Raw genomic sequence first — 25,028 nt, 5'->3', positions numbered from 1 at the left:
TTTGAATTGCGCTAGAGATTTACGATGAACAAGCTGGCCGAGATGGTCCAGGCCCAGTTATTGGCCGCCATCGACAACGATGACCTGGTGCTGCCGACCTTGCCGGAGGTCGCCCTGAGCATCCGCGAGGCCGCCGAAGACAGCGAGATCAGCGTCAGCGCCCTGAGCAAGGTCATTGGCCGCGACGCTGCCCTGTCGGCACGCCTGATCAAGGTGGTGAACAGCCCCCTGCTGCGAGCGACCGTCGAGGTCACCGACCTGCAGACGGCCGTCACCCGCCTTGGCATCAATTACAGCTGCAACCTGGCCGTGGGCCTGGTGATTGAGCAGATATTCCACGCCCGCTCCGAGGTGGTGGAAAAGAAAATGCGCGAAATCTGGGCAACCAGCCTGGAAGTGGCGGGTATCAGTTACGAACTCTGCCTGCGCTACACCCAGCTCAAACCCGATCAGGGCGCCCTCGCCGGGCTGGTTCACCAGATTGGTGTACTGCCGATCCTGATCTACGCCGAAGAACACAACGAATTGCTCTCCGACCCGGTGTGCCTGAACTATGTCATCGACCAGATTCATCCGGTGCTCGGTGACAAGATCCTCAGCAGCTGGGAGTTTCCCGAACAATTGGTGAGTTTGCCGGGCCAGGTCCTGGACCTGGACCGCGGCAGCGCGCAGATCGACTACGTGGACATCGTGCAGATTGCCCGCGCGCTGAGCCCTGCCCTGGGTAAGACCCGCCCCCTGGCAGCACTGCCGGCCTACCGCCACCTGGGGCTGCCAACCGGCACCGAACTGGTGGCCAACGACCTGTTGTTTGCCCGCTCGATGTTCCGTTAATCAACGGTAAAACTGACCCGCACCTTCAAGCCGCCGCGCTCACCGTCATGCAGACTGATCTGCGCCAGGTGGGCGCGGCAGATTTCACCGACAATCGCCAGGCCCAGACCGGTCCCCTGAGCACCGCGCCGGTAGAAACGCTCGAACACCCGTTCGCGCTCAGGCTGAGGAATGCCTGGCCCGTCGTCTTCAACTTCCAGTATCCCAGGCGCATAGACCCGCAAGATAACGTTGCCGCCCTTGGGCGTGTGCGCCAGGGCGTTGTCGACCAGGTTACTGAGCAGCTCGTTGAGCAAGGTCGGCTCGCCACGGACATGCACCGGGGCCTCAGCCTCCAACGCCAGCGTAACGCCACGCGCATAGGCCAGTGGTGCCATGGCCATGCCCAGCTCGCGCGCCAACTGGCTCAGGTCAAGTGACTGCGCCCCGCCTTCGGCAATGGCCCGCGCACCGTTTTCCACCCGTGCCAGGGAAAGCAGTTGGTTGGCCAGGTGGGTCAGGCGATCAGTGCCCTGCGCCGCTGACTCCAGGGTCTCGCGCCACACCTGTGGCTCGTTGGAACGTAACCCCAACTCAACCCTGGCCTTCAGCGCTGCCAGCGGCGTGCGCAGTTCATGCGCAGCCTCGGCAATGAACTGCGCCTGGCGCTCGAACTGGCCACGCAGACGTTCGGTGAAGTGATTCAAGGCGCGTACCAAGGGGCTCAACTCGCGCTGCACCTCAACCAGCGGCAACGCGCGCAGGTCATCGGGTTGACGTTCTTCTACCGCACTACGCAAACGCTCCAGCGGACGTAGCGCTGCACTCACCGCAAACCACACCAGCATCAATGCCCCGAGCGCCAGCATACCGAGGCGCAGCAGGGTATCGGCCATCAAACCACGCGCCATGCGCACCCGCGCTTCTTCCGTTTCCGCCACGCGAATTTCGGCCATGCCGTTCATGTTCGGCTCACTGACCGGCTTGAGCAGGCTGACCACGCGAACATCCTGGCCCAGATAGCGCGCGTTGTAGAAGCGCGCCAAGGCCGGGTAGGCATCGGTTCGCGGCGTGCCCGGCGGCGGTGCGGGCAAGTTTTCGTAGCCGGAAATCAGGCGCTGATGGATGTCGTTGACCTGATAATAGATACGCCCGGCGCTGTCATAGGCAAAGGTGTCCAGCGCCACGTACGGCACATCGGCACTGAGGGTGCCATCGCGCTGGGACAAGCCGGCGGCAATGGTCCGCGCCGAGGCCAGCAAGGTGCGATCGTAGGCGGTGTCGGCGGCCTCGCGGCCGTTCCAGTAAGCACTCAGGCCGCTGGCGAGCATCAGTACCACCAGCAGCAACGCCAGGTTCCACAGCAGCCGCCCGCGCAGGCTGACGCTGTCACGCATCGCGATGCTCAAGCAGGTAGCCGAGCCCCCGGAACGTGACGATGGCCACGGCATGCCCATCGAGTTTCTTGCGCAGTCGATGGATGTAGATCTCGATCGAGTCGGCACTGGCTTCTTCATCCAGGCCAAACACTTGGGCAGCCACTTGCTCCTTGCTCATCACCCGCCCCGGGCGAGCGATCAAGGCCTCAAGCACGGATTGCTCGCGCGAGGTCAACGTCAGCAGTTCTTCACCGAGGGTGAAGCGTCGGGTGTCCAGGTCGTACACCAGTGGGCCACAGCGCTGCTGTCGCTCACCACCGAGCACACTGCGGCGCAGCAGCGCCTTGACCCGCGCCTCAAGCTCGGTGAGTTCAAAAGGTTTGGCCAGGTAATCATCAGCACCCAGGTTGAGGCCGTGCACCCGGTCCTTGACGTCACTGCGTGCGGTCAGCATCAGCACCGGCACGGTTTTGCCGCGCGCGCGCAAGCGCGCCAGCACTTCAAATCCGTCCATGCGCGGCAGGCCTACATCAAGCACGGCCACAGCATATTCTTCGCTGGCCAGGGCCAGGTCGGCAGCCACGCCATCGTGCAGCACATCGACGGTGAGGCCGCTGCTTTTCAGGGCCTGGGCCACGCTTTCAGCCAACTGCAAATGGTCTTCGACGAGCAGCACACGCATGGTTTTCTCCCCGGTCGCGTCGCGGTCAATGGCGCGGAGTGTACAGCCGACAGGCAGCCTGTGAAGCCTTCGTAACAATGAAAAAGTATTGAAAGGTTAGCGAAAGGTTAAAGCCCTAGCATCCCCTCACGGCTCACTCTGCGCGCCGTAAAAACTGAACATTGACGTTCGACTAATAAAAACAAAAACGGAGTTACTTGACGATGCTGTCCATACAGCCACGGGCGTCCGCGCCTACTCGCCGTTTACCTTCCCGCCAGACCGCAGTTGTCAGCGCCCTCGCCCTTACCGGCGTCGCACCGCTGAGCCAGGCCGCCTTCTTCGAAGACAGCAAGGCGACCTTCGAAACCCGCAACATGTACTTCAACCGCGACTTTCGCGATGGCACCAGCGCCCAGCAATCCAAGCGTGACGAATGGGCTCAGGGCTTCATGCTCAATTTCGAGTCGGGTTACACCGATGGCACCGTAGGCTTTGGCCTGGATGCCCTGGGGATGCTCGGTATCAAGCTCGACTCCAGCCCCGACCGCACCGGCACCGGCCTGTTGCCTACCCACGATGATGGCCGTGCTGCCGACGAGTATTCCAAGCTCGGCATAACCGGCAAAGTCAAAATCTCCGACACCGAGCTGAAACTCGGTACGCTGATTCCAGAACTGCCAACCCTGCAACCCAACGACGGTCGAATTCTGCCGCAGACCTTCGAAGGTGGCTTGCTGACGTCCGGGGAAATCAAGAACCTGACCTTCACCGGCGGACGCCTGGAAAAAGCCCGGGATCGCGACAGCACCAATAACGAAGACATCGCCCTCAACAACAAGAACCGCCGTTTTGCCGGCACCGTTACCGGCAACCATTTCGACATGGCCGGCCTGGACTACACGTTCACCGACAAGATCACCGGTAGCTACCATTGGGCGCAGCTCGATGACGTGTACGCTCAGCACTTTGTCGGCCTGCTCGCCAGCCAGCCGTGGGGACCGGGCACCTTCGGTGCTGACCTGCGCATGGCGTTCAGCGACGACCAAGGCCAGGCCCGCGGTGGCAAGATCGACAACACCGCGCTCAACGGCATGCTCAGCTACAGCATCATCGGCCACAAGCTCAGCGCCGGTTACCAGCACCTGTCTGGCGACACCGCCTTCCCTTACGTCGATGGCGCCGACCCGTACCTGGTCAACTTCGTCCAGATCAACGACTTCGCCGACGCTGACGAGCGTTCCTGGCAAGCCCGCTACGACTATGACTTCGCCAAACTGGGCATTCCCGGCCTGACCTTCATGACCCGCTACATCAGCGGCGATAATGTCAGCCTGGCCGATGGCGGTGAAGGCAAGGAGTGGGAACGCGACACCGAGTTCAAGTATGTGGTGCAAAGTGGCGCCCTGAAAAACGTCGCCGTGCGCCTGCGCAACGCTACCTTCCGCTCGAACTTTGCCCGCGATGCGGATGAAGTGCGGCTGCTGGTGAGTTACAGCCTTGCGCTGTGGTAATCCCCGACAACAATAATGCTCACGGAGATTGACGATGACCTTTTCACTGCGCCGCATTGCCTTGGCCACTGCCTGCCTGGTGTTGACCAGCCACGCCATGGCCGCCGAACCCAAACGCCCTGAATGTATTGCCCCCGCCTCGCCTGGCGGTGGTTTCGACCTGACCTGCAAGCTGGTGCAAAGCGCCCTGGTCAATGAAAAAATCCTCAGCAAGCCTATGCGTGTGACCTACATGCCTGGCGGTGTCGGCGCGGTGGCCTACAACGCCGTGGTCGCCCAGCGCCCCGCCGATGCCGGCACCCTGGTGGCCTGGTCCAGCGGCTCGCTGCTGAACCTGGCCCAAGGCAAGTTTGGCCGTTTCGACGAGAACGCCGTGCGTTGGCTGGCCGCCGTTGGCACCAGCTATGGCGCCATCGCAGTGAAAAGCGATTCGCCCTACAAAACCCTCGACGACCTGGTTCAAGCGCTGAAAAAAGACCCAAGCAAAGTGGTGATCGGCTCCGGCGGCACGGTCGGTAGCCAGGACTGGATGCAGACCGCACTGATTGCCAAAGCCGCGGGCATCAACCCACGCGACTTGCGTTATGTCGCCCTTGAAGGGGGTGGCGAAATTGCTACTGCGCTGCTCGGTGGGCATATCCAGGTAGGCAGTACCGACATCTCCGACTCCATGCCGCACATCCAGAGCGGTGACATGCGCCTGCTGGCCGTGTTCGCCGAAAACCGCCTGGACGAGCCGGAAATGAAGAGCATTCCAACCGCCAAGGAACAGGGCTACGACATCGTCTGGCCGGTAGTGCGTGGTTTCTACATGGGGCCGAAAGTCTCCGATGAAGAGTACGCCTGGTGGAAAGACTCGTTCGACAAGATGCTGGCTTCGGAAGAGTTCACCAAGCTGCGTGATCAGCGCGAACTGTTCCCCTTTGCCATGACCGGCGCAGAGTTGGACACCTACGTGAAGAAACAGGTGGCCGACTACAAAGTCCTGGCCAAGGAATTTGGGCTGATTCAGTAAGCCTTTAACCTTTCGAGAAGCATCGCGGGGCAAGCCCGCTCCTACAGACACGGTCTCTCGCTGTGGGAGCGGGCTTGCCCCGCGAAAAGAGGATTCCCCAATGATCCTGCAACGCATTTTCGCCTTGTTGCTGCTAGCGGTATGTACCGCACTGGCAGTCATGGCCTGGCCCTATCAGGCGGCGTTTTCCTACGAGCCTGTCGGCCCTCGTGCCTTTCCTCTGTTGATTATCGGTTTGATGGGCTGCGGCCTGTTGTACCTGGCTTTTCGTCCAACCCCGATCGTGCGCAAGGACGATGAGCCCGAGCTGGATCGCGAATCGCTGATCAAGATCGGCCTCTGTGTGGCCTTGCTCCTGCTCTTTGCCAGCACCTTCGAACCGTTGGGCTTTGTCCTCAGCAGCATCCTGGTTGGCGTGCCTATGGCGCGTCTTTACGACGGCCGCTGGCTGCCGAGCATCGTCATCATCACGCTGATGAGCATCGCGCTGTACTGGCTGTTTGACCGTGTAATGGATGTGCCACTGCCCCTGGGCCTGCTCGACGTACTGGAGAACTGACATGGATACGCTTGGTTATCTCGGCCAGGGCTTCGGCGTTGCCCTGAGCCCGTACAACCTGGTCACTGCCCTGTGTGGCAGCTTGATCGGTACGGTGGTTGGCCTGCTGCCGGGCCTTGGCCCGATTAACGGGGTGGCGCTGCTGATCCCGATTGCGTTCGCCCTTGGCCTGCCGCCGGAGTCGGCGCTGATTCTGTTGTCTGCGGTGTACCTGGGTTGCGAATACGGCGGGCGTATCAGTTCGATCCTGCTGAACATTCCCGGTGAAGCTGCAACCGTCATGACCACCCTCGACGGTTACCCGATGGCCCGCAAAGGCCTGGCCGGTGTCGCCCTGTCGCTGTCGGCGTGGAGTTCGTTCATCGGCGCCTTTATCGCCACTTGCGGTATGGTCCTGTTCGCGCCGTTGCTGGCCAAATGGGCGATTGCCTTTGGTCCGGCGGAATACTTCGTGCTGATGGTCTTTGCCATTGTCTGCCTGGGCGGCATGGCCGGTGACAAACCGCTGAAGACTTTCATCGCGGCGCTGATCGGCTTGTTTCTGTCCTGCGTCGGCATCGATGCCAACAGCGGCGTCTACCGCTTTACCGGCGACAGCGTGAACCTGGCCGACGGTATTCAGTTCGTGGTGCTGGTACTGGGCCTGTTCTCGATCAGCGAAATTCTGTTGCTGCTGGAAAAAACCCACCATGGCCACCAAGCAGTCACGGCCACCGGGCGCATGTTGTTCAACCTCAAAGAAGCGGCCTCGGTGTTCTGGGTCAACATCCGCTGCGGCGTGCTGGGTTTCGTCATGGGTGTGTTGCCGGGTGCCGGTGCGACCCTGGCCAGTGCGGTGGCCTACATGACCGAAAAACGTCTGGCCGGTGCCAGTGGTAAATTCGGTCAGGGTGACAAACGCGGCCTGGCCGCGCCGGAAACCGCCATCGGTGGCGCCTGCTGCGGTGCGCTGGTACCGATGCTGACCCTGGGTGTACCCGGCTCTGGTACCACTGCGGTGATGATCGGCGCCCTGACCCTGTACAACATCACGCCTGGCCCACTGCTGTTCCAACAGCAGCCCGACATTGTCTGGGGCCTGATTGCGTCGTTGTTCATTGCCAACGTCATGCTGATCATTCTCAACGTGCCAATGGTGCGTCTGTTCACCCGCATCCTTGCCGTGCCGAACTGGGCGCTGGTGCCGGTAATTGCAATCATCACCGCCATCGGGGTGTATGCTGTTCACGCGACGACCTTCGACCTGTTCCTGATGATCGGTATCGGTATCTTCGGTTACATCCTGCGTAAGCTCGACTTCCCGCTGTCGCCGTTGCTGCTCGGCTTTATCCTCGGCGGCCTGATGGAACAGAACCTGCGCCGTGCCCTGTCGATCTCCAACGGCAGCCTGGACATTCTCTGGTCCAGCCCGATCAGCATGACGGTGTGGTCGCTGACTGCAGTGATGCTGGCCTTCCCGCTGCTGCGCATCTGGCGCAAACGAAGCCTTCAGCGTCGCGCCCTGGCCGATGTCTGATCGGCCTTCGTCTCTGTTCTGGGCCACTGGCCTGGTCGGCCTGGCAGGCGGGTTTCTCGCCAGCCAGGTCGGCTGGCCGTTACCGTGGATGGTCGGCTCGTTGCTGGCGATCATCCTGGTGCGCTGCCTGACCCCTTGGCAATTGAACGAAATCCCCGGTGGCCGCAAATGCGGCCAGTGGATTATCGGCATTGGCATCGGCCTGCACTTCACCCCGGCAGTGGTCGAGCAAGTGGCCAGCAATTTCGGCCTGATCTTCTGTGGCGCGTTGATTACCAGTGTGTCCAGTGTCGCCGGCATCTGGTTGCTGCGGCGCACTGGTGAAGACCGCGCCACGGCGTTCTTCTCCAGCATGCCGGGTGGCTCCGGGGAGATGGTTAACCTCGGGGCGCGCAACGGCGCCGTGCTCAGTCAGGTTGCGGCTGCACAAAGCCTGCGGGTGCTGGCCATCGTGCTGTGCGTACCGGCCCTGTTCAAATACCTGCTCGGTGATGGCGTGCCGATCACTCATAACGGCAGCGTCAGTTGGGGCTGGCTGGCGCTGATCTGCCCGCTGGGCGTGCTCATGGCCTGGGTATGGCAGCGGCTGAAACAGCCTAACCCCTGGTTGTTCGGGCCCTTGCTGGTGGCTGCTATCGCCAGTGTCAGCGGTGACTTGCACATCGCCCTGCCCGACGGCGCGAGCCAGATTGGCCAGTGGTTGATTGGCAGTGGCCTGGGTTGTCATTTCAACCGGGCGTTTTTTCGCCGGGCGCCGTCCTTTCTTGGCCGCACCTTGGTTGCGACGGCCTTGAGCATGCTGATCGCTGCAGCCGCTGCCCTGGTCTTGAGCCACCTGAGCCAACTGGACTTGCGCTCCTTGACCCTGGGCATGATGCCGGGCGGTATCGCTGAAATGAGCCTGACCGCCGAAACCTTGCAGCTATCAGTACCGCTGGTAACGGCCCTGCAGGTGATGCGCTTACTGTTCGTATTGTTCCTGGCCGAGCCCTTGTTCCGTCACTGGATCAACGAACGCGTGTAGGAGCGGGCTTGCCCCGCGATGCGATGTGTCTGACAAATCGCAATCGCGGGGCAAGCCCGCTCCCACCGTTACAGCGGTGGCAGGCGCCAATCTACGGGCGTCAGGCCATGCTGTTCGAGGAACTTGTTAGTGCGGCTGAAATGCCCACAACCCAGGAACCCGCGATACGCCGAGAGCGGCGACGGGTGCACCGACTTGAGCACCAGGTGCTTGGTGGCGTCGATCAGTTTCTGCTTGCTCTGCGCATGCGCGCCCCACAGCAGGAACACGGTATTGGGCTGATGCTCACTGACCACCTGAATGATTCGATCAGTGAAGAATTCCCAGCCTTTCTTGGCATGCGAAGCGGCATTGGCGCGCTCGACCGTCATGGTGGTGTTAAGCAGCAAGACGCCCTGTTCAGCCCAGCTTTGCAAGTAGCCATGCTTGGGAATTTCGATGTTCAGGTCGCGTTGCAATTCCTTGTAGATATTCACCAGCGACGGCGGCGTCGGCACCCCAGGCTGCACCGAGAAGCACAGGCCATGGGCCTGGCCCGGGCCGTGGTAAGGGTCCTGGCCGAGGATCACCACCTTCACGTTGTCCAGCGGCGTGGAATTGAGCGCATTGAAGATCATCGGGCCTGGTGGGTAAATCTCTTTACCCGCCGCATATTCCTGGCGCAGGAATTCACGCAGTTGCTGCATGTAGGGCTGGTCGAATTCGGCGCGCAGCGCTGCTTTCCAGCCTGCTTCAAGTTTGATGCGATCGTCGTCAGTCATGGGGCCATCCGTAAACAATGGCGCGACACTAGGAAAGCTGCCCGAGCTTGTCAATCGATCCGACCGGCGACCGGCAGTTTTGCCGACACCGGCCATACTTGTCCGGATCAGACGAATGAGGTCGCCCATGGCCGTACAGTGCGAAGAACTCACCGGCGTCGATGGTGCCCGGATCGGCATCGCCACCCTGGATGCCGCCAAGGCGCTGAATGCCTTGTCACTACCGATGATCGAAGTGCTCGACCAGCAACTGGCCCAATGGGCCGCCAACCCGGACATTGTGTGCGTGCTGCTGCGTGGCGACGGTGCCAAGGCCTTTTGCGCCGGTGGCGAGGTGCGCAGCCTGGCCCAGGCCTGCCGCGATCACCCAGGGCAAGTGCCGGCGCTGGCCGCGCAGTTCTTCGCCGATGAGTATCGCCTCGATTATCGCTTGCACACTTACCCCAAACCGTTGCTGTGCTGGGGCCACGGCCATGTGCTCGGCGGTGGTATGGGCCTGTTGCAAGGTGCCAACGTGCGTATCGTTACCCCAAGTACACGCATGGCCATGCCCGAAATCAGTATCGGCCTGTACCCGGATGTCGGTGCCAGCTGGTTTCTGGCGCGCTTGCCGGGCAAGCTGGGCCTGTTTCTCGGCCTGACCGGCGCGCCGATCAACGCTACCGATGCTTTGGAGCTGGGCCTGGCCGACCGTTTTCTCGGCGAAAGCCAACAGGAAGAACTGCTCGATGACCTGCTGCAATTGAACTGGCAGGAACAGACCGCCTTGCAGCTCAACAGCCTGCTCAAGGCCCAGCAGCACAGCGCGCAAAGTGAGTTACCCGAAGCGCAATGGCTACCCCGGCGCAAGCAGATCGATGCCCTGCTGGATGCCGCCGACCCGGTATGTGCCTGGCGCGCGATCGGGCAATGGCGCAATCATGCCGACCCGCTGCTGGCCAAAGCCGCGAACACCATGCTCGAAGGCTGTCCGTTGACGGCTCACCTAGTCTGGCAGCAGATCCAACGCGCCCGCCACCTGTCTTTGGCGCAAGTGTTCCAGATGGAATACACCCTGAGCCTCAACTGCTGCCGACACCCGGAATTCAGCGAAGGCGTACGCGCGCGGCTGATCGACAAGGATCAACAACCGCGCTGGCACTGGGCAGACATTGCCCAGGTACCAACGGCGGTCATCAACGCGCATTTTGCCAAAGCCTGGGAAGGTCGCCATCCGCTGGCCGACCTGGCCTGAGCGACCTAGCGGTGCCAGTTGCGCCCCTGCCGGTCATCGCGATCACGGTCATGACGTGAAGGTCCCTGACGGTAACGGTCATTGCGATGGTTCGGGTAGGGCTGGTAGTGACGCTCGGGGGCCGTGCGGTAATAGTGCGGTGCCGGACGGTCATAGTGGGGCGTCGGCCGGTAGTAACGCGGTGGCGAGTAGTAGCGCGGTGGGGGTGCGTAATAGCGTGGCTGTGGCACCACGTAGTAACCACGGTTGTAGGAGTAACCCGGCCGGTAATAGCCTGGGTAGCCATAACGATCAGCGGTATAGACTTCTGTACGGTAGTAACCGTTACCTCCATAAGGGACACAAGCGCTAGTCAGCAAACTCAGCACGGCAACAAGCAAAAGTCGGCGATACATGGCGGCCTCCCGGACCGCGGAACTGCCCATCCCAGCGGCGCTGGTCGGCGTCGGTCAGCAAGCGCTGAGCGACATAGATTAAGACCACGAAGAGGCGGTCCGGTGCCGTTGCCGTAATAATTTGCAACAAGGCCAATGCCCTTGATATTTGTCCAGTTATTTTCCGGCCATCGCACTAGAATGGACGGCATTGGCTTATTTCAAGGGAATGTCATATTGCCTCGCTCCGCCCTGTTTTCGCAGCGCTCGCTGATTCTGACCTTGCTATTGCTGCTGGGCAGCGGCTTTCTGGCGACATCGCTGCTGAGCTATTTCGCCTCGCGCAGTTCGATCCGCGACAGCATCGTCAACACCGAACTGCCGCTGACCTCCGACACCGTGTATTCGGAAATCCAGAAAGACCTGGTGCGGCCGATTCTGATCTCTTCGATGATGGCCCACGACACTTTCCTGCGTGACTGGGCACTGGCCGGCGAACCTGACCGGACACAGATTTCCCGCTACCTCAATGAAGTGATGGGCGAGTATCACGCCTACACCGCGTTCTTCATCTCCGACGTCACCGGGAACTACTACCAGGCGCAAAAAGGCGTGCTGAAAAAGATCGACCCACAGGAGCCGCGCGACATCTGGTATTACCGGGTGCGCAACATGGACGTGCCCTACGAACTCAACGTCGACCTGGACATGGCCAACCAGGACAAACTGACGGTGTTCATCAACTACCGGGTGCTCGACTACCAGCAAAAATTCATCGGTGTCACGGGTATTGGCCTCACCGTCGAAGCCGTGGTGCGCCTGATTGATGACTACCAACAGCGCTATCAGCGCCAGGTGTACTTCGTTGACCCGCAAGGCAACGTGGTGTTGACCGGATCCAATGGCGGCGCCCATGGTGCCCGCACCGGGCAATCACTGCGCGACCTGCACGGCTTGCGCGAACTGCTCAAGCAGATGCCGAAACCGGCCAGCGGCAGCTACGAATACCTGAGCAGCGAGGGTGACAGTCATTTCCTCAATGTGCGCCTGGTGCCGGAGCTGAACTGGTACCTGTTCGTCGACAAACGTGAAGACGGCGCCCTGGACAACATCCGCGAGTCGCTTTATCTGAACCTGGCGATTTGCACCATCATCGGCCTGGTGGTGTTGTCGCTGCTCAATGCCATGGTCAAGCGACATCAGGACAACATCGAAACCCTGGCTACCCGTGACAGCCTCACCGGCCTGCCCAACCGCCGTGGTTTCGACCTGCTGGCCGGCCAGGCGCTGCATGAAGCGCAACGCGAACCCAAGCCACTGGTCGCCTTGTTGATCGATCTCGATCACTTCAAACAACTCAATGACACCCACGGTCACCTGGCCGGCGACGAAGTGCTGCGCCAATTCGCCCGCATCCTGGAAAACTGCCTGCGTCAGGCGGATATTATCTGCCGTTGGGGCGGTGAAGAATTTATCGTGCTGCTCAAGGATACCGACGGCGAACATGCCCTCGAGGTTGCGGAAAAACTGCGCTTGCTCACCGAGCAACAGGATTTCCACTTCAACAACACCCTGATCAGGCTGACCACCAGTATTGGCTTGAGCAGCCTGCAGGCTGAAGATACCCTGCACAGCCTGATCGCCCGCGCCGATCATGCCCTGTACCGCGCCAAGCAAAGTGGGCGCAACCGCGTATGTGTAGAGATGCTCAGGTCCGACCATGAATGATGCCCAACGCTGCCCCGCCTGCGGTGCCAGCAACCGTTGCAGCCTTGCTGACCCGCGCACTGCGGCCAACGCCTGTTGGTGCTTCAGCGTCAGCATCGATGCGCAGGTGATCGAGGCGTTGCCTGCCGAACAGCGCAACAAGGCTTGCCTGTGCCCCGCCTGCGCAAAGGTGCTGGAGCAACTTGAAGCGGCAAAGCCTGCCAGCGAGCGTTAAACTGCAACGCCCTGCCCCTGAGCCTGTATGCGTCTCGATCGATTTCTCAGCAACCTGCCCTGCTTCAACCGTCAGCAAGTTCGTGTGCTGCTGGTAGAACGGCGCGTGCGGGTGGATGGTGTGTGCGTCAGTGACCCGCGCCTGGAAGTCCGTGAGTTCAGCCGCATCGAGGTGGACGATCAACTGCTGCAAGCCGGACGCCCGGCGCGCTACTTGATGCTGCACAAACCCCAGGGCTGCGTCAGCGCCACCCAAGACCCCGAGCACCGCACCGTGCTGGACTTGCTCGATGAAAGCGACAAGCACGAACTGCACATCGCCGGGCGCCTGGACTACAACACCACCGGCCTGTTGCTGCTGACCAACGACGGCCAATGGTCACGGCGCCTGACCCAACCGCAAACCAAGCTGGCGAAAATCTATTACGTCGAAACCGAACAGGTGATCGAACCGCACTACATCGACAAATTCCGCCAGGGCTTCTACTTCGCCTTCGAAGACCTCACCACCCTGCCCGCCGAACTCACCGTGCTCGGTCCGCGCAGCGCTCGCCTGAGCATCGTTGAAGGCCGTTATCATCAGGTCAAGCGCATGTTCGGCCACTTCGACAACAAGGTGCTACGCCTGCACCGCGAACGCATGGGCCCGCTGCAGCTGGACCCAGGCCTGCGCCCCGGCGAGTACCGAGCGCTCTATCCCGAAGAAATCCTGGCAATCTGAAGCAACGACCGCTGGGCGGAAAGATTTCGTCAATTTCCCCAAAGGCACTTGCGGGTTACAGCGCTGCCTGCTTGAATCCAATCGTCGGTCTGCATGTGACTCACCAGTCACAACCGTAGTCAAAGACACCTTTTTGCTGGCCACCAGTGCCTCGAAGTACCGGGGTCCGGCAGATTGCCCACCTAGAACAATACCCGTCGACCGGCGTGAAAGGATCGACAAGGGCCCTCAGCCTCTCTTCTTCAAGGCGTATGCCTACCTGTCATAAAGAACGCGCATCCTTGCATGCGCGAATACCCTTTTTGCGCCAGGAGTCGACGACATGAGGCCAGAAATTGCTGTGCTTGATATACAAGGTCAGTATCGGGTTTACACGGAGTTCTATCGCGCAGACGCCGCTGAGAAGACGATCATCCTGATCAATGGCTCGCTGGCCACCACGGCCTCGTTTGCCCAGACCGTGCGTAGCCTGCATCCGCAATTCAACGTGGTGCTGTACGATCAGCCGTATGCTGGAAAATCCAAGGCGCACAACCGTCATGAGCGGTTGCTGACCAAGGAAACCGAAGGGCAGATCCTGCTGGAACTGATCGATCACTTTGCCGCCGACCACGTGATGTCGTTCTCCTGGGGCGGCGCCTGCACCCTGCTGGCCCTGGCGCACAAGCCGCGGCGCATTGAGAAGGCAGTGGTCAGCTCGTTCTCGCCGGTGATCAACGAACCGATGCGCGACTACCTCGAGCGCGGCTGCCAGTACCTCAGCACCTGCGACCGTCCACAGGTGGGCAACCTGGTCAACGACACCATCGGCAAGCACTTGCCTTCGCTGTTCAAGCGCTTCAACTACCGGCATGTCAGCAGCCTGGACAACCACGAATACGCGCAGATGCATTTTCACATCAACCAGGTGCTCGACCACGACCTGGACAATGCCTTGCGCTCGGCCCGGGTCATCGACATTCCGGTGCTGTTCATCAACGGTGAGTGGGATGAATACACCACAATCGATGATGCCCGGCAGTTCAGCCAGCATGTGCGCAACAGCCACTTCAGCGAAATCCGCGCCGCCGGGCACTTCCTCGACATGGAGCACAAGGCTGCCTGCGACGAAACCCGTGACGCCTTGCTGAGTTTCCTCAAACCCGCCACCCGGGAATCCCGTGTGCGATACCCATACGCCCAGGCACACCATGCACTGGCGATCTGAATACCCTGGTTGGCGGTAGCGCAGCCTCCTGCATCAACGGCCCGTTTGGGCAGAAGGAAGATGCATGACCTCGCGCTACTGGCCAACGTCTTGAGTTTTTACGCAACAAGACTTCAATTCGCATAGCACTTCTGGTACAAAGTCAGCCCTGAGCGCGGGTGTCGTATAATGGCATTACTCCAGCTTCCCAAGCTGATAACGAGGGTTCGATTCCCTTCACCCGCTCCACTCTCTCCAAGGCGCCCCGCCTGTCACAGCCCGCAGCGGCTGAACTGTACAAACACCGACCTTTTGATCTGACACCCCACTTTGGCATCAGCAATGCGCTTTAATTAAGCCGATTGCGTATTCCTCAGCCTCGTGCGCCTAGTCGAAAGGACCCGTTCATGCTGCTTTCCCGCTGGCTTCCGGGCCTGGCCAATCTCCTGCATTACCGCCGTGAATGGCTCCATGCCGACGTGCAAGCCGGGTTGTCGGTCGCCGCAATTCAGATTCCAATCGCCATTGCCTACGCACAGATTGTCGGCCTGCCACCGCAGTACGGGCTATACGCCTGCATTCTGCCAATGATGGTCTATGCCCTGGTCGGCAGTTCACGGCAGTTGATGGTTGGCCCCGATGCCGCCACCTGTGCCATGGTGGCCGGCGCCATTGCGCCTTTAGCCATGGGTGACCCCGCGCGCCTCGCGCAGTTGTCGGTGATTGTCACTCTGCTGGTTGGGTTGATGCTGATCGCTGCCGGGGTGGCCCGTGCCGGCTTTATTGCCAGTTTCTTCTCGCGGCCGATTCTGATCGGCTACCTCAACGGTATCGGCCTGAGCCTGCTGGCCGGGCAACTGGGCAAAGTCCTCGGCTTCAAGATTGAAGGCAACGGTTTCATTCTCAGCCTGATCAACCTGCTGGAACGCCTCGGGGAAATCCATTGGGTCACTCTGAGTATCGGCATGGCCGGCCTGGCGCTACTGATTTGGCTGCCGCGTAAATACCCGCGCTTACCTTCCGCATTGGTTACGGTCGTGATTGCCACGCTGGTGGTTGGCGTGTTCGGTCTGGACCGCTATGGCGTAGCGATTCTCGGTCCGGTACCGGCTGGCATGCCCGAGCTGGCCTGGCCGCAAACCAACCTTGAAGAAATGAAAAGCCTGTTGCGCGACGCCCTGGGTATCGCCACCGTCAGTTTTTGCAGCGCCATGCTCACCGCACGCAGCTTTGCCGCCCGTCATGGCTACGCAATCAACGCCAACCACGAATTTCTGGCCCTCGGGGTGACCAACATCGCCGCCGGGGTTTCACAGGGCTTCGCCATCAGTGGTGCCGACTCGCGTACTGCCGTCAACGACATGGTCGGAGGCAAAAGCCAGCTGGTAGGCATTATCGCTGCGCTGGTGATTGCCATGATCCTGCTGTTCTTTACCGCGCCGATGGCCTGGATCCCCCAAGCCGCTTTGGGGGCGGTTCTGCTGATGGCCGGTTGGGGGCTGATCGATGTGAAGTCCCTGGGCAAAATCTACAAGCTCAGCCGTTTTGAATTCTGGCTGTGCGTGCTGACCACCGTTGGGGTGCTGGGCGTGGGGGTCTTGCCGGGCATCATCATCGCCGTGACCCTGGCCATTCTGCGTTTGCTCTACAGCATCTATCAGCCCACCGATGCAGTACTTGGCTGGGTGCCTGGGATTGAAGGCCAGGTGGATATCGAAGGGCACAAGGATGCGCGCACGGTCAAAGGCCTGGTGGTGTACCGCTTCGACGATGCGATCCTGTTCTTCAACGCCGACTACTTCAAAATGCGCCTGCTCGAAGCGGTGCAACGGGAACTGGAGCCACGGGCGGTGCTGTTCGATGCCGAAGCGGTGACGTCCATCGACGTCAGTGGCATTGCTGCACTGCGCGAAGTGCGCGAAACCCTGAAGGCCCGCGGTATTCACTTCGCTATTGCCCGCGCCCGTGGACGTTTTCTGCGCATGCTGGTGCGCTCGGGCATGGCTCGGGAAATGGAGCAGCAGTTGCTGTTCGGCTCGGTTCGCGCCGGGATACGTGCCTATCGCGTATGGCGTAACCGCACCCGCAAAGAGGCCCAGTAGGAGCGGGCTTGCCCCGCGATTCGGTTTTACAGGTATATCGCTATCGCGGGGCAAGCCCGCTCCTACCGTTGTGGCATCAGCCCTGGCAGTGCATGCATCAGGGCATTGACGGCAAAGCCGATGAACATCACCCCGCAGGCGCGGGTGATCCACAGTTCATAACGGGTGTAGAGGGTGCGCACATGGCGGGCGCCAACAATCGCGATCAGGATCACGTAGGCCAGCAAGCCGCCCACAAAACTCAGGGCAATCAGCGCCGGCAGCATTGACCATTCCAGGCTCTCGGCACGGCTGGAGATCAGGGCAGTGAAGGTCGCCACCGCCACCGGGTACGCCTTGGGGTTGGTCAAGCCAAACACGATGCCATGCAAGAATGGCTTGCGCACCGGCCCTTGCTCACCCCCGCCATTGCCCGGACGGCTGCGCAGCGCACGCAGGCCCAACCAGAACAGGTACAGACCGCTGACCAGGCCGAGAATGTCGAACACCGAACTGCCGATCTGCCGCGCGCCAACAATGGCCACCAGCGCCGTGCTGCACCACAGCACATCACCCAGCAGGTGCCCGCAGAGAAATCCAGCCCCGGCCTTGCGTCCGCGAGTGGCACCGATGCCCAACACCGCAAGCACACCAGGCCCCGGGGTGATGCCATAGATAAAACCGGAAGCCAGCACGGCAAACAGCAGCGACAAGGTCATTGGGGCGCGGATCCTGAGCGAGGGCACAAAGGACGGAGTCTACGGCAGCCGCCAACACCAGACCAGATATTCAGAAGCCCTGAGCCTCAAGGATCTGCGCTTCACTCAGCACGGCTGGCCGGGAAAAGTACTGCAGCAAGCGACCACTGCGGTTAGTGAAAATGCCATCGACGCCAGCCGCCATGACCTTGGCGAAGTCCACGTCCTCATCCACGGTGTACACATGCACCAGCAGCCCTTTGTCATGGCTCAGCTGGTTCATCCACGGCTGCACCAGATCGGCATAACTCTGCGCACCGCCAGCGCTGAGCGCAGCAGAGGGGCCAGTGCCTATAGCGCCCGCAGCCTTGGCGTAATCGAGCCAGCGTTCAAACTCTGCTCTGCTGCGCGGTTGCTGGCGGGCATAGAAGGCCGCTTTGTCGGTTTCGCCAGACTGCGCAAAACTCTGCGTCGAGGCAGGTTCGATGCTGCCCTTGCCGATCCACAACAACAGCACTTTGGGCACCTGAGGCATGTGCTTGTGCAGCAAGGCCAGGCTGTTACGGTCAAAACTCTGCAACACCACCCTGCCCGGCTGCTCGAGCCAGCCACGTGCCTGCAGACGCGCGTTCAGGTCTGCTTCGATACCTGGAAACAAGCTTGGCACTTTGGTCTCGATGTACAGGCCTGGGCGCTTCTGTGCATCGCCTTCGGCAATATCCATGACCTCATCCAGAGTGAGGATCTGCAAGCCCTTGAAGCCCGGCCGCGCCCGTTCAGGGTAGGCCTGGTTGAACCAGCTGCCGGCATCCAATGACTTGAGTTCAGCCAGGGTGAAGGCATTGACCGGACTGTCCTTGCGCTCGGGAAAGCGTTCGGCGACATCGCTGGTGCGCTGTAAATCGTTGTCGTGAACCGCCACCAACACGCCCTCTTTGCTGCGCTGCAGGTCCAGTTCGAGGTAGTCGGCCCCCAGCTCGCGCGCCAGCACGTAAGCCGCAGCGGTGGACTCCGGGGCATCGAACGAGGCGCCGCGATGGGCAATCACCGCCGGATAGGCAATGCCCTGACGCGCAGCCAGTTCACGACCCGGCTCGGCCTCGGCAAGTCCAGCCAGAGGCAGCAGCATCAAACAGCACAACCTGGCAATTGCTTGCATCGTCATCACCCTTCCTCTTGATCGATTGCGAATCCAGCATAGTCACCCACGCTGATGACAACGCAGTGGCATGGTACAGTCGCGCCGATCACGTGCCTGACCTGGAACCCTGCCCCATGCCCCACACCGACCTCGATTCCAGCCTCTATGTCTGGCCTGAGCTGATTGCCCGCCACCCGTGCAGCGGCCTGTTGCTGGGCAATGGTGCCAGTCGAGCCGTGTGGCGCCCGTTCACCTATTTTTCCCTGTTCGAACAAGCGCAACGGGTACGCCACAAGCCCTTGAGCCTGACCGACCAGGCCTTGTTCAAATCCTACGGCAGCGAGCTGTTCGAACCGGTGCTCAGCGCCCTGAACACCACGGTACGGATCAACGCCGCCCTGGCGATCAGTTCGTCGGCACCGCTGAACCGCTACTACGCGATCAAAGAAGCGCTGATTCACGCCGTGCGCAGCGTGCACATCCCTTGGCGCCTGTTGCCAACATCGACCTTGCAGCACATCAACGCTGAACTGCGCCGCTATCACAGCGTGTATTCAAGCAATTACGACCTGCTCTGCCACTGGGCCGCCAGCCAGAGCCCGGAAGCTTTCCAGATGCTGTTCGATGAAGAAGGCAGCTTCGATATCCGCCGCACGCACACCCCGGGCACCCGCTTGCTGTACCTGCACGGAGGCCTGCACCTGCTCAAGCAGCAAGATGGCAGTACCCGTCAACGCAGCGCCAGCGGCAGCGAGCTGCTCGACGGTTTTGCCGTTAACACACCGGGGGATGTACCGCTGTTCGTCAACGAGAGCAGCAGCGACGACAAGCTCAAAGCGATCCGCAGCTCTGACTACCTGAGCTGGTGCCTGGGCGAACTGGCACGCCATCAAGGCGGCTTGTGCCTGTTCGGTCAGCACCTGGATGCCAGCGATCGCCACCTGCTGGAGGCGATCAAGCAAGCGCGCCCTGCGCACATCGCCATCGCCATCCGGCCGTTGAGCGAAGCGTCGATCATCAGCCAGAAACAGCACTACGCCCAGCGTTTTGCCGACACCCCGCACATACCGTTGTATTTCTTCGACGCCACCAGCCACCCCTTGGGCGCACCTGGCCTGGAAGTCGAGGCGCCGGTCGCGATGCGCAAGCGGAAATAAATGCCGCGACACTTTTCTCGTGGCAAATAGTAATCACTATCGATACCATTCGCGGCTTTCTTCTGTGCTCTACCCTGGAAAGCTTGCATGCACCGCCGCAAACCCGACCCGCTCGCGCATGACACCTGTCGCGGGTTTTATGCCGACATCCTGCATTTCCTGCGCAAGCGCATGGACAACGCCAGTGATGCTGCCGACATGACCCAGGACGTGTTCACCCAATGGCTGGGTTACCGCGACCGGGCACGGGTGGAACAACCGCGAGCGTTTCTGTTCCAGGTCGCGCGCAATCTGCTCAGCGATCACTGGCGACGCCAACGTGTGCGGCACACGCTACTCGATGATCAAGCAGCGGTCGACGAACATGCGGTCATCGATAGCAACGCCGACCCCCTTAATCACGCTCAGCAGCAACAACGCCTGGAGCAATTGAAGAGCGTACTCGGCGAACTCTCGCCGCGCCGACGCGAAGCCCTTATGCTGCACCGCTTCGAAGGTTTGACGCAGGCACAGATTGGTGAGCGCATGGGCATCTCGGTGAGCATGGTGGAAAAACACATTGCCGCTGCACTGCTGCATTGCAAGCAACGCCTGGACAGTGACAACGGCATGGAGCAGCCTGAATGACCACCCTCCCCGATACCACCAAGCGCTCGGTCGACGCTCAGGCTGCCAGCTGGTTCACCCGTAACCGCAACAACCCTTCGCGTGCCGCGCGCAAAGACTTTGCGCTGTGGTTGCAGACGCCTGAACACGCCCGTGCCTACCAGCAGTTCGAACAACTCTGGGACGACCTTGGCGCACTCAAAAGCCTCAACCAAGTGGTGCCGTTGCCCGCACGCAAAGCACGCAACTGGCGGCCGGCACTGGCAACCGCCGCGGCGCTGGTTTGTGCACTGCTGGCAGGCAACCTGGGGCTGCCGGCTCAGCATTACCAGCACAGCGTGGCGATCACCAGCGAACAAGCGCAAACCCTGGAACTGCCTGATGGCAGCCAGCTGAGCGTCAATGCCCATACCCGATTGCGTCTGGACTTCAACGCCGAGCGCCGCCTGATCCAGCTCGACAAAGGCCAGTTCTACATCGACGTCGCCGCCGACAAAGAGCGCCCGCTGTTGGTCGATGCCGGTAACGCCCACGTGAGGGTGGTGGGCACCGGCTTCGACCTGCGCCGCAGCCGTCAGGAGCTGGTGTTGAGTGTTGCCCACGGCCAGGTCGCGCTGGAAACCTCTGAGCGAGGCGCGGCAGCGGCCCTGTTCGGTGCCGGTCAGCGCGCCATCTACGATGCGGCGCGCGGTACGCTCAGTGCTCAGGCGCTGGGCAACCAGGAGGTGGCGGACTGGCGTGGCGGTCATGTGACCTTCCGCGATCGCGAGTTGAGCAGCCTGATCGATGAAATTTCCCTCTACCGCCCTGCCGAAATCGTGCTGGCCGACCCGGCGCTGGGCCGTTTCCGAGTCTCGGGCAACCTTGATGTCAACGACCCCGATGCCTTGCTCAACGCCTTGCCCGCCCTGCTCCCGGTCAAAACCATGACCCTGGCCGATGGCCGTCTGCGGATCGAACGCCGCTAAATTCTGAGAATATTTTTCATTCGCATATGAGGGTTTTCCGCTGCACCGCGTCTTCCTCCCGTCTGCGTAGTCATTGCAGGCCTTTTTGGCCTTTGTTGCCGTACTGGGGGATTTCATGTTGCGCGCGTTTCGTCCATTCACACCTTTGTCTGCCCGTCCATCGCTGCTGGCTGCCTGCCTGGCCCTGAGCCTGCAGGTTGAAGCCGCGCCGGTCGCGTTGAACCTGCCAGCACAATCGCTGGCGGTGTCGTTGAGCCAGCTGGCGCAACAGGCCAAGGTGCAACTGCTGTTCGACGAAACGGTATTGCGCAGCGTGCAGGCCCCGGCCCTGAATGGCGCTTACGAACCTCTGGAGGCGATCGAGCAACTGCTGCGCAACAGCCGCTTTACCGTAGTCAAGATGGGCAGCACTTACGTGGTGCGCCTGCGCGAAGACGACCCGACCGCCGACAACGGTATCCAGTTGGGCGCAGTGAGCATTGTCGGCGACGGCCAGCAGATCGACCCCAGCACCGTCGGGCGCTCGACCCTGACTCAAGAAGACATCGATCGTTACCAACCCAGCAACATCCCCAGCATCCTCTCGACCCTGCCCGGGGTGAACATGGGCGGCTCGGCCAAACCCGGCGGCCAGACCATCAACATCTGGGGCCTGGGCGACGCCGAAGACGTACCGATGACCGTCGACGGTGCAACCAAAAGCGGCTTTGAACGCTACCAGCAAGGCACCATTTTCATCGAGCCGGAGCTGATCAAGAACATCGAAGTCGAGAAAGGCCCGCACTCGATCTACACCGGCAATGGTGGCTTCGGTGGTAGCGTCAACATGACCACCAAAGACGCCCCGGACCTGCTGCAGGAAGGCCGCAACAGTGGCGCCATGCTCAAGTACGGCTATGCCAGTAACGATCATCAGCAGGTGTACAGCTCGGCACTGTTTGGCCGTACCGATGATGGCCGCATGGACGCACTGGCCTACCTGACCAAGCGTGACGGTGGCGACATGAAACTAGCCGACACCCCACCCGATCCGGACAACCTGTACCCGCTCAATCCCCAGCGCCTGCCTAACAGTGCCCTGGACCTGGACGGTGCCCTGTTCAAGTTCAACCTGCACCTGAGCGACGAACACAGCCTGGGCTTTTCCTGGTCGCGCTCGGAAAGTGAGCGCTGGGCGCCATTTTCCTCCACCTCCTACCCGTCGCCTCCGTCGCAGGGTGATGTCGACAGATACGGCTACGAAGCGGCGCTCAAACGCAAATTGGCCCACCGCACGACCACTGACACAACCTGGTCGACCACCTACAAATACCAGCCGATCAACAACCCGTTGGTGGACCTGACGGTGAAGTATTCGGTGTCCGACACCGAGCAGACTGATGAGCGCGAGGCCACGGCGTACTTCCAGCCGTCCACTGGCGGACGCAAGATGGACACCGAATACACCGACCAGATGCTCGATGTACGCAATACCAGCCTGTTCGCCACCGGCCCGCTGGAACATGCCTTCACCGCCGGATTCCAGGTGCGCCGCCATGAGCGCGACACCGAAATGTGGATGCCGGGCAGCAAGTACGAGACGCCGCTGTACAACAACGGCATTTACCAGCCGAACTTCATGCCCAGCGGCAGCGTCGACAGCCAGGGCTACTTCATCCAGGATGCCATCACCCTTGGTGAGGTCACCGTGACGCCATCGCTGCGCTACGATCACGTTGCCAACAAAGGCAAGGAAAACGACGCGCCGTTCTACAACAATCCACAGCTGGGCCACGACTACAGCGAGAAAACCTACACTGGCTGGTCGCCACGCCTGTCGGTGTTCTGGAAAACCAACGAGCAAACGGCGTTCTTCGCCGACTACAGCAAAACCTGGCGCGCACCCGTGCTCGATGAGCAATACGAAATCCAGGGGCTGGGCAGCCGCACCGCCAGCAGCCGCAACCTCGATCCCGAGCGCATCACCGCCCTGCGCGCCGGTAACATCACCACCCTCTCGAATGTGTTCACCGATCAGGACAACGTACTGATCCGCACCACCCTGTTCCGCAACAAAATCGATGACGAGATTTTCAAAGCCACCGGCATCGGCTGCCCGGAGCAACTGGTCAACGGCCTAAGCATCGCCAAGGCCTGTGGCGGGGGCTTGATGTCCAACTACCGCAACATCAACAGCGTCACCATCAAAGGCTTTGAAGTCGAAAGCTTCTACGACTCCACCTACCTGTTCGGTTCGGCTTCGTATTCGTGGATCAGCGGCCGTCATGAAGGCGCCTACACCAACCCGTGGGGGCCGGACGTCTGGGCCAAGGACATTCCAGCACCGAAGTGGATCACCACCCTGGGCGTGAAGATCCCCAGCTGGGATGCCAAGGTCGGCTGGCAGGCGCAGTTCGTGCGCAAGACCGACCGCCTGCCCAGCGACAAGTACCGCGAAGGTCCGGCCAGCGGGCTGGGTGACCGTTACTACGATCACTACGCCAACGACGACTATCAGATCCACGGCCTGTTCGCTAACTGGAAACCCCAGCAGCCGTACCTCAAGGGCACCGAGGTCAACCTGACCGTCGACAACCTGTTCAACAACGACTACCGCGCCGAACTCAGCGGCGACTATGCCTACAGCCAGGGGCGCAATGCCAAGATAAGCATCACCCGCTTCTTCTAAGACGACGGCAAACTGTACGGATGAACTTGTGAGCAACTGTAACAAGATCATCCGTGCCAGCTGTGGCTCAATGGCTGGACTTATCTGCCACAGGCTTTTGCTATGACCAGCCGCGAAAACACCGGAATGGCCCTCGGCCTGCTTGGTGTCATCATTTTCAGCCTGACCCTGCCAATGACCCGCATCGTCGTGCAGGAAATGCATCCGTTGCTCAATGGCCTCGGCCGTGCCTTGCTTGCCGCGATTCCCGCAGCGCTGTTGCTGCTGTGGCGGCGCGAGAAATGGCCGACCTGGCAGCAGATCAAAGGCCTGAGCCTGGTGGCCCTGGGGGTGATTCTTGGCTTCCCGGTGTTTTCCGCCTGGGCCATGCAAAGCGTACCCGCCTCCCACGGTGCCCTGGTCAACGGCCTGCAACCCTTGTGCGTTGCCTTCTATGCTGCCTGGTTGTCCCATGAACGGCCGTCAAAGGCCTTCTGGGCGTGCGCCGCGCTGGGCAGTGCGTTGGTGCTGGTCTACGCGATGATCATGGGCGCCGGGCAGATTCAGGCCGGTGACCTGTTGATGCTGGCGGCGATTGCCGTCGGTGGCCTGGGGTATGCCGAAGGTGGGCGGCTGGCGCGGGAAATGGGCGGTTGGCAGGTGATCTGCTGGGCTTTGGTGCTGTCCAGCCCGCTGTTGATCGGCCCGGTGGTGTACCTGGCCCTGCAGCATCAAGGCCCGGTCAGCGCCAAGGCCTGGTGGGCTTTTGGCTATGTGTCGCTGTTTTCGCAGTTCATTGGCTTCTTTGCCTGGTATGCCGGATTGGCCTTGGGCGGCATTGCGCGGGTCAGCCAGATTCAGCTGCTGCAGATTTTCTTCACCATCGCCTTTTCGGCGCTGTTCTTTGGTGAGCAGGTTGAGCCGATCACCTGGGTGTTTGCCGCGGGGGTGATTGCTACTGTGGTGTTGGGGCGCAAGACCCGTGTGCATCCAGCGCCGGTGAGGGTCTGACGGGCCTCATCGCGGGGCAAG

23 protein-coding genes and 1 tRNA gene are annotated in these 25,028 nt (G+C 61.0%); 18 read left to right on the top strand and 6 right to left on the bottom strand.

Going from position 1 to position 25,028, the window contains the following annotated elements:
• Window positions 1-24 precede the first annotated feature (24 nt).
• Window positions 25-834: an HDOD domain-containing protein gene (locus ACP6KB_RS05760; RefSeq protein WP_442112458.1), complete on the top strand. Its 810-nt coding sequence runs from the start codon at window positions 25-27 to the stop codon at window positions 832-834.
• Here the strand turns inward: ACP6KB_RS05760 and ACP6KB_RS05755 are convergent.
• Together ACP6KB_RS05755 and ACP6KB_RS05750 are read right to left on the bottom strand one after the other, a co-directional pair.
• Window positions 831-2,210: a sensor histidine kinase gene (locus ACP6KB_RS05755; RefSeq protein ID WP_442112457.1), complete on the bottom strand. Its 1,380-nt coding sequence runs from the start codon at window positions 2,208-2,210 to the stop codon at window positions 831-833. The genes ACP6KB_RS05760 and ACP6KB_RS05755 overlap by 4 nt on opposite strands.
• Entirely contained in the window at window positions 2,203-2,874 is a 672-nt protein-coding gene (locus tag ACP6KB_RS05750; RefSeq protein WP_442112456.1) for a response regulator, read from the bottom strand. The genes ACP6KB_RS05755 and ACP6KB_RS05750 overlap by 8 nt, the downstream gene beginning before the upstream one ends.
• 203 nt (window positions 2,875-3,077) lie before the next feature.
• Here ACP6KB_RS05750 and ACP6KB_RS05745 point away from each other — a divergent pair, with 203 nt between their 5' ends.
• From ACP6KB_RS05745 to ACP6KB_RS05725, 5 genes are all read left to right on the top strand, one after another.
• Window positions 3,078-4,367, top strand: coding sequence for an OprD family porin (locus ACP6KB_RS05745; RefSeq protein WP_442112454.1), 1,290 nt, complete (start codon window positions 3,078-3,080; stop codon window positions 4,365-4,367).
• Between the two features lie 34 nt (window positions 4,368-4,401).
• Window positions 4,402-5,382, top strand: coding sequence for a Bug family tripartite tricarboxylate transporter substrate binding protein (locus tag ACP6KB_RS05740; protein ID WP_442112453.1), 981 nt, complete (start codon window positions 4,402-4,404; stop codon window positions 5,380-5,382).
• A gap of 100 nt (window positions 5,383-5,482) precedes the next feature.
• Complete coding sequence (locus tag ACP6KB_RS05735) at window positions 5,483-5,941, top strand: tripartite tricarboxylate transporter TctB family protein (protein WP_442112452.1); 459 nt, start codon at window positions 5,483-5,485, stop codon at window positions 5,939-5,941.
• 1 nt (window position 5,942) lies between these two features.
• Window positions 5,943-7,457: a tripartite tricarboxylate transporter permease gene (locus ACP6KB_RS05730; RefSeq protein WP_442112451.1), complete on the top strand. Its 1,515-nt coding sequence runs from the start codon at window positions 5,943-5,945 to the stop codon at window positions 7,455-7,457.
• Window positions 7,450-8,481 (top strand): AbrB family transcriptional regulator, encoded by a 1,032-nt coding sequence (locus ACP6KB_RS05725; protein ID WP_442112450.1) that lies wholly within the window; start codon window positions 7,450-7,452, stop codon window positions 8,479-8,481. The genes ACP6KB_RS05730 and ACP6KB_RS05725 overlap by 8 nt, the downstream gene beginning before the upstream one ends.
• 68 nt (window positions 8,482-8,549) lie before the next feature.
• On the opposite strand, the gene ung is transcribed toward ACP6KB_RS05725, so the two are convergent.
• The gene (gene ung, locus ACP6KB_RS05720; RefSeq protein ID WP_442112449.1) at window positions 8,550-9,242 is read right to left on the bottom strand and encodes a uracil-DNA glycosylase; all 693 of its coding nucleotides are present in this window, start codon (window positions 9,240-9,242) and stop codon (window positions 8,550-8,552) included.
• A 127-nt stretch (window positions 9,243-9,369) separates the two neighbouring features.
• On the opposite strand from ung, the gene ACP6KB_RS05715 reads away from it, so the two are divergent.
• Window positions 9,370-10,476 (top strand): enoyl-CoA hydratase/isomerase family protein, encoded by a 1,107-nt coding sequence (locus ACP6KB_RS05715; protein ID WP_442112448.1) that lies wholly within the window; start codon window positions 9,370-9,372, stop codon window positions 10,474-10,476.
• Window positions 10,477-10,481: 5 nt separating this feature from the next.
• Here ACP6KB_RS05715 and ACP6KB_RS05710 read toward each other — a convergent pair whose 3' ends face one another.
• The gene (locus ACP6KB_RS05710) at window positions 10,482-10,871 is read right to left on the bottom strand and encodes a hypothetical protein (protein WP_442112447.1); all 390 of its coding nucleotides are present in this window, start codon (window positions 10,869-10,871) and stop codon (window positions 10,482-10,484) included.
• Between the two features lie 216 nt (window positions 10,872-11,087).
• Here ACP6KB_RS05710 and ACP6KB_RS05705 point away from each other — a divergent pair, with 216 nt between their 5' ends.
• From ACP6KB_RS05705 to ACP6KB_RS05680, 6 genes are all read left to right on the top strand, one after another.
• On the top strand, window positions 11,088-12,578 hold the full coding sequence (locus ACP6KB_RS05705; protein WP_442112446.1) for a sensor domain-containing diguanylate cyclase: 1,491 nt from the start codon (window positions 11,088-11,090) through the stop codon (window positions 12,576-12,578).
• A complete protein-coding gene (locus ACP6KB_RS05700; RefSeq protein ID WP_442112445.1) occupies window positions 12,571-12,792 on the top strand; it encodes a cysteine-rich CWC family protein in 222 nt (73 codons plus the stop codon). Before ACP6KB_RS05705 ends, ACP6KB_RS05700 begins: the two co-directional genes overlap by 8 nt.
• 27 nt (window positions 12,793-12,819) lie before the next feature.
• On the top strand, window positions 12,820-13,512 hold the full coding sequence (locus ACP6KB_RS05695; RefSeq protein ID WP_442112444.1) for a pseudouridine synthase: 693 nt from the start codon (window positions 12,820-12,822) through the stop codon (window positions 13,510-13,512).
• 322 nt (window positions 13,513-13,834) lie between these two features.
• Entirely contained in the window at window positions 13,835-14,719 is an 885-nt protein-coding gene (locus ACP6KB_RS05690; protein WP_442112443.1) for an alpha/beta fold hydrolase, read from the top strand.
• A 154-nt stretch (window positions 14,720-14,873) separates the two neighbouring features.
• Window positions 14,874-14,947 (top strand) — tRNA-Gly (locus ACP6KB_RS05685).
• Window positions 14,948-15,105: 158 nt separating this feature from the next.
• Window positions 15,106-16,800 (top strand): SulP family inorganic anion transporter, encoded by a 1,695-nt coding sequence (locus tag ACP6KB_RS05680; RefSeq protein WP_442112442.1) that lies wholly within the window; start codon window positions 15,106-15,108, stop codon window positions 16,798-16,800.
• Window positions 16,801-16,862: 62 nt separating this feature from the next.
• Here ACP6KB_RS05680 and ACP6KB_RS05675 read toward each other — a convergent pair whose 3' ends face one another.
• Together ACP6KB_RS05675 and ACP6KB_RS05670 are read right to left on the bottom strand one after the other, a co-directional pair.
• Window positions 16,863-17,498 carry a LysE family translocator gene (locus ACP6KB_RS05675; RefSeq protein ID WP_442112441.1) on the bottom strand — a complete coding sequence of 212 codons (636 nt, stop codon included), beginning with the start codon at window positions 17,496-17,498 and terminating at the stop codon, window positions 16,863-16,865.
• A 70-nt stretch (window positions 17,499-17,568) separates the two neighbouring features.
• Window positions 17,569-18,636 carry a glycerophosphodiester phosphodiesterase gene (locus ACP6KB_RS05670; protein WP_442114260.1) on the bottom strand — a complete coding sequence of 356 codons (1,068 nt, stop codon included), beginning with the start codon at window positions 18,634-18,636 and terminating at the stop codon, window positions 17,569-17,571.
• 116 nt (window positions 18,637-18,752) lie between these two features.
• On the opposite strand from ACP6KB_RS05670, the gene ACP6KB_RS05665 reads away from it, so the two are divergent.
• The 5 genes from ACP6KB_RS05665 to ACP6KB_RS05645 all read left to right on the top strand — a co-directional run bounded on the left by ACP6KB_RS05665 (window position 18,753) and on the right by ACP6KB_RS05645 (window position 25,007).
• The gene (locus ACP6KB_RS05665) at window positions 18,753-19,775 is read left to right on the top strand and encodes a DUF4917 family protein (protein WP_442112440.1); all 1,023 of its coding nucleotides are present in this window, start codon (window positions 18,753-18,755) and stop codon (window positions 19,773-19,775) included.
• A gap of 87 nt (window positions 19,776-19,862) precedes the next feature.
• Window positions 19,863-20,402 carry an RNA polymerase sigma factor gene (locus tag ACP6KB_RS05660; protein WP_442112439.1) on the top strand — a complete coding sequence of 180 codons (540 nt, stop codon included), beginning with the start codon at window positions 19,863-19,865 and terminating at the stop codon, window positions 20,400-20,402.
• Window positions 20,399-21,349 carry a FecR family protein gene (locus ACP6KB_RS05655; RefSeq protein WP_442112438.1) on the top strand — a complete coding sequence of 317 codons (951 nt, stop codon included), beginning with the start codon at window positions 20,399-20,401 and terminating at the stop codon, window positions 21,347-21,349. Before ACP6KB_RS05660 ends, ACP6KB_RS05655 begins: the two co-directional genes overlap by 4 nt.
• Window positions 21,350-21,464: 115 nt before the next feature.
• A complete protein-coding gene (locus ACP6KB_RS05650; RefSeq protein ID WP_442112437.1) occupies window positions 21,465-24,017 on the top strand; it encodes a TonB-dependent hemoglobin/transferrin/lactoferrin family receptor in 2,553 nt (850 codons plus the stop codon).
• A 102-nt stretch (window positions 24,018-24,119) separates the two neighbouring features.
• A complete protein-coding gene (locus ACP6KB_RS05645) occupies window positions 24,120-25,007 on the top strand; it encodes a DMT family transporter (RefSeq protein WP_442112436.1) in 888 nt (295 codons plus the stop codon).
• Window positions 25,008-25,028 lie beyond the last annotated feature (21 nt).

Source organism: Pseudomonas sp. NUPR-001 (assembly GCF_052147955.1).
Classification (GTDB): Bacteria; Pseudomonadota; Gammaproteobacteria; order Pseudomonadales; family Pseudomonadaceae; genus Aquipseudomonas.
The sequence above is the reverse complement of the archived record's forward strand: the minus strand, read 5'-3'. Positions and strand labels throughout refer to the sequence as shown.

Coding starts and splice junctions, on each gene's coding strand:
- ACP6KB_RS05760 (WP_442112458.1), top strand. CDS start 25: ATGAACAAGCTGGCCGAGATGGTCCAGGCCCAGTTATTGGCCGCCATC.
- ACP6KB_RS05755 (WP_442112457.1), bottom strand. CDS start 2,210: ATGCGTGACAGCGTCAGCCTGCGCGGGCGGCTGCTGTGGAACCTGGCG.
- ACP6KB_RS05750 (WP_442112456.1), bottom strand. CDS start 2,874: ATGCGTGTGCTGCTCGTCGAAGACCATTTGCAGTTGGCTGAAAGCGTG.
- ACP6KB_RS05745 (WP_442112454.1), top strand. CDS start 3,078: ATGCTGTCCATACAGCCACGGGCGTCCGCGCCTACTCGCCGTTTACCT.
- ACP6KB_RS05740 (WP_442112453.1), top strand. CDS start 4,402: ATGACCTTTTCACTGCGCCGCATTGCCTTGGCCACTGCCTGCCTGGTG.
- ACP6KB_RS05735 (WP_442112452.1), top strand. CDS start 5,483: ATGATCCTGCAACGCATTTTCGCCTTGTTGCTGCTAGCGGTATGTACC.
- ACP6KB_RS05730 (WP_442112451.1), top strand. CDS start 5,943: ATGGATACGCTTGGTTATCTCGGCCAGGGCTTCGGCGTTGCCCTGAGC.
- ACP6KB_RS05725 (WP_442112450.1), top strand. CDS start 7,450: ATGTCTGATCGGCCTTCGTCTCTGTTCTGGGCCACTGGCCTGGTCGGC.
- ung (WP_442112449.1), bottom strand. CDS start 9,242: ATGACTGACGACGATCGCATCAAACTTGAAGCAGGCTGGAAAGCAGCG.
- ACP6KB_RS05715 (WP_442112448.1), top strand. CDS start 9,370: ATGGCCGTACAGTGCGAAGAACTCACCGGCGTCGATGGTGCCCGGATC.
- ACP6KB_RS05710 (WP_442112447.1), bottom strand. CDS start 10,871: ATGTATCGCCGACTTTTGCTTGTTGCCGTGCTGAGTTTGCTGACTAGC.
- ACP6KB_RS05700 (WP_442112445.1), top strand. CDS start 12,571: ATGAATGATGCCCAACGCTGCCCCGCCTGCGGTGCCAGCAACCGTTGC.
- ACP6KB_RS05695 (WP_442112444.1), top strand. CDS start 12,820: ATGCGTCTCGATCGATTTCTCAGCAACCTGCCCTGCTTCAACCGTCAG.
- ACP6KB_RS05690 (WP_442112443.1), top strand. CDS start 13,835: ATGAGGCCAGAAATTGCTGTGCTTGATATACAAGGTCAGTATCGGGTT.
- ACP6KB_RS05680 (WP_442112442.1), top strand. CDS start 15,106: ATGCTGCTTTCCCGCTGGCTTCCGGGCCTGGCCAATCTCCTGCATTAC.
- ACP6KB_RS05675 (WP_442112441.1), bottom strand. CDS start 17,498: ATGACCTTGTCGCTGCTGTTTGCCGTGCTGGCTTCCGGTTTTATCTAT.
- ACP6KB_RS05670 (WP_442114260.1), bottom strand. CDS start 18,636: ATGCAAGCAATTGCCAGGTTGTGCTGTTTGATGCTGCTGCCTCTGGCT.
- ACP6KB_RS05665 (WP_442112440.1), top strand. CDS start 18,753: ATGCCCCACACCGACCTCGATTCCAGCCTCTATGTCTGGCCTGAGCTG.
- ACP6KB_RS05660 (WP_442112439.1), top strand. CDS start 19,863: ATGCACCGCCGCAAACCCGACCCGCTCGCGCATGACACCTGTCGCGGG.
- ACP6KB_RS05655 (WP_442112438.1), top strand. CDS start 20,399: ATGACCACCCTCCCCGATACCACCAAGCGCTCGGTCGACGCTCAGGCT.
- ACP6KB_RS05650 (WP_442112437.1), top strand. CDS start 21,465: ATGTTGCGCGCGTTTCGTCCATTCACACCTTTGTCTGCCCGTCCATCG.
- ACP6KB_RS05645 (WP_442112436.1), top strand. CDS start 24,120: ATGACCAGCCGCGAAAACACCGGAATGGCCCTCGGCCTGCTTGGTGTC.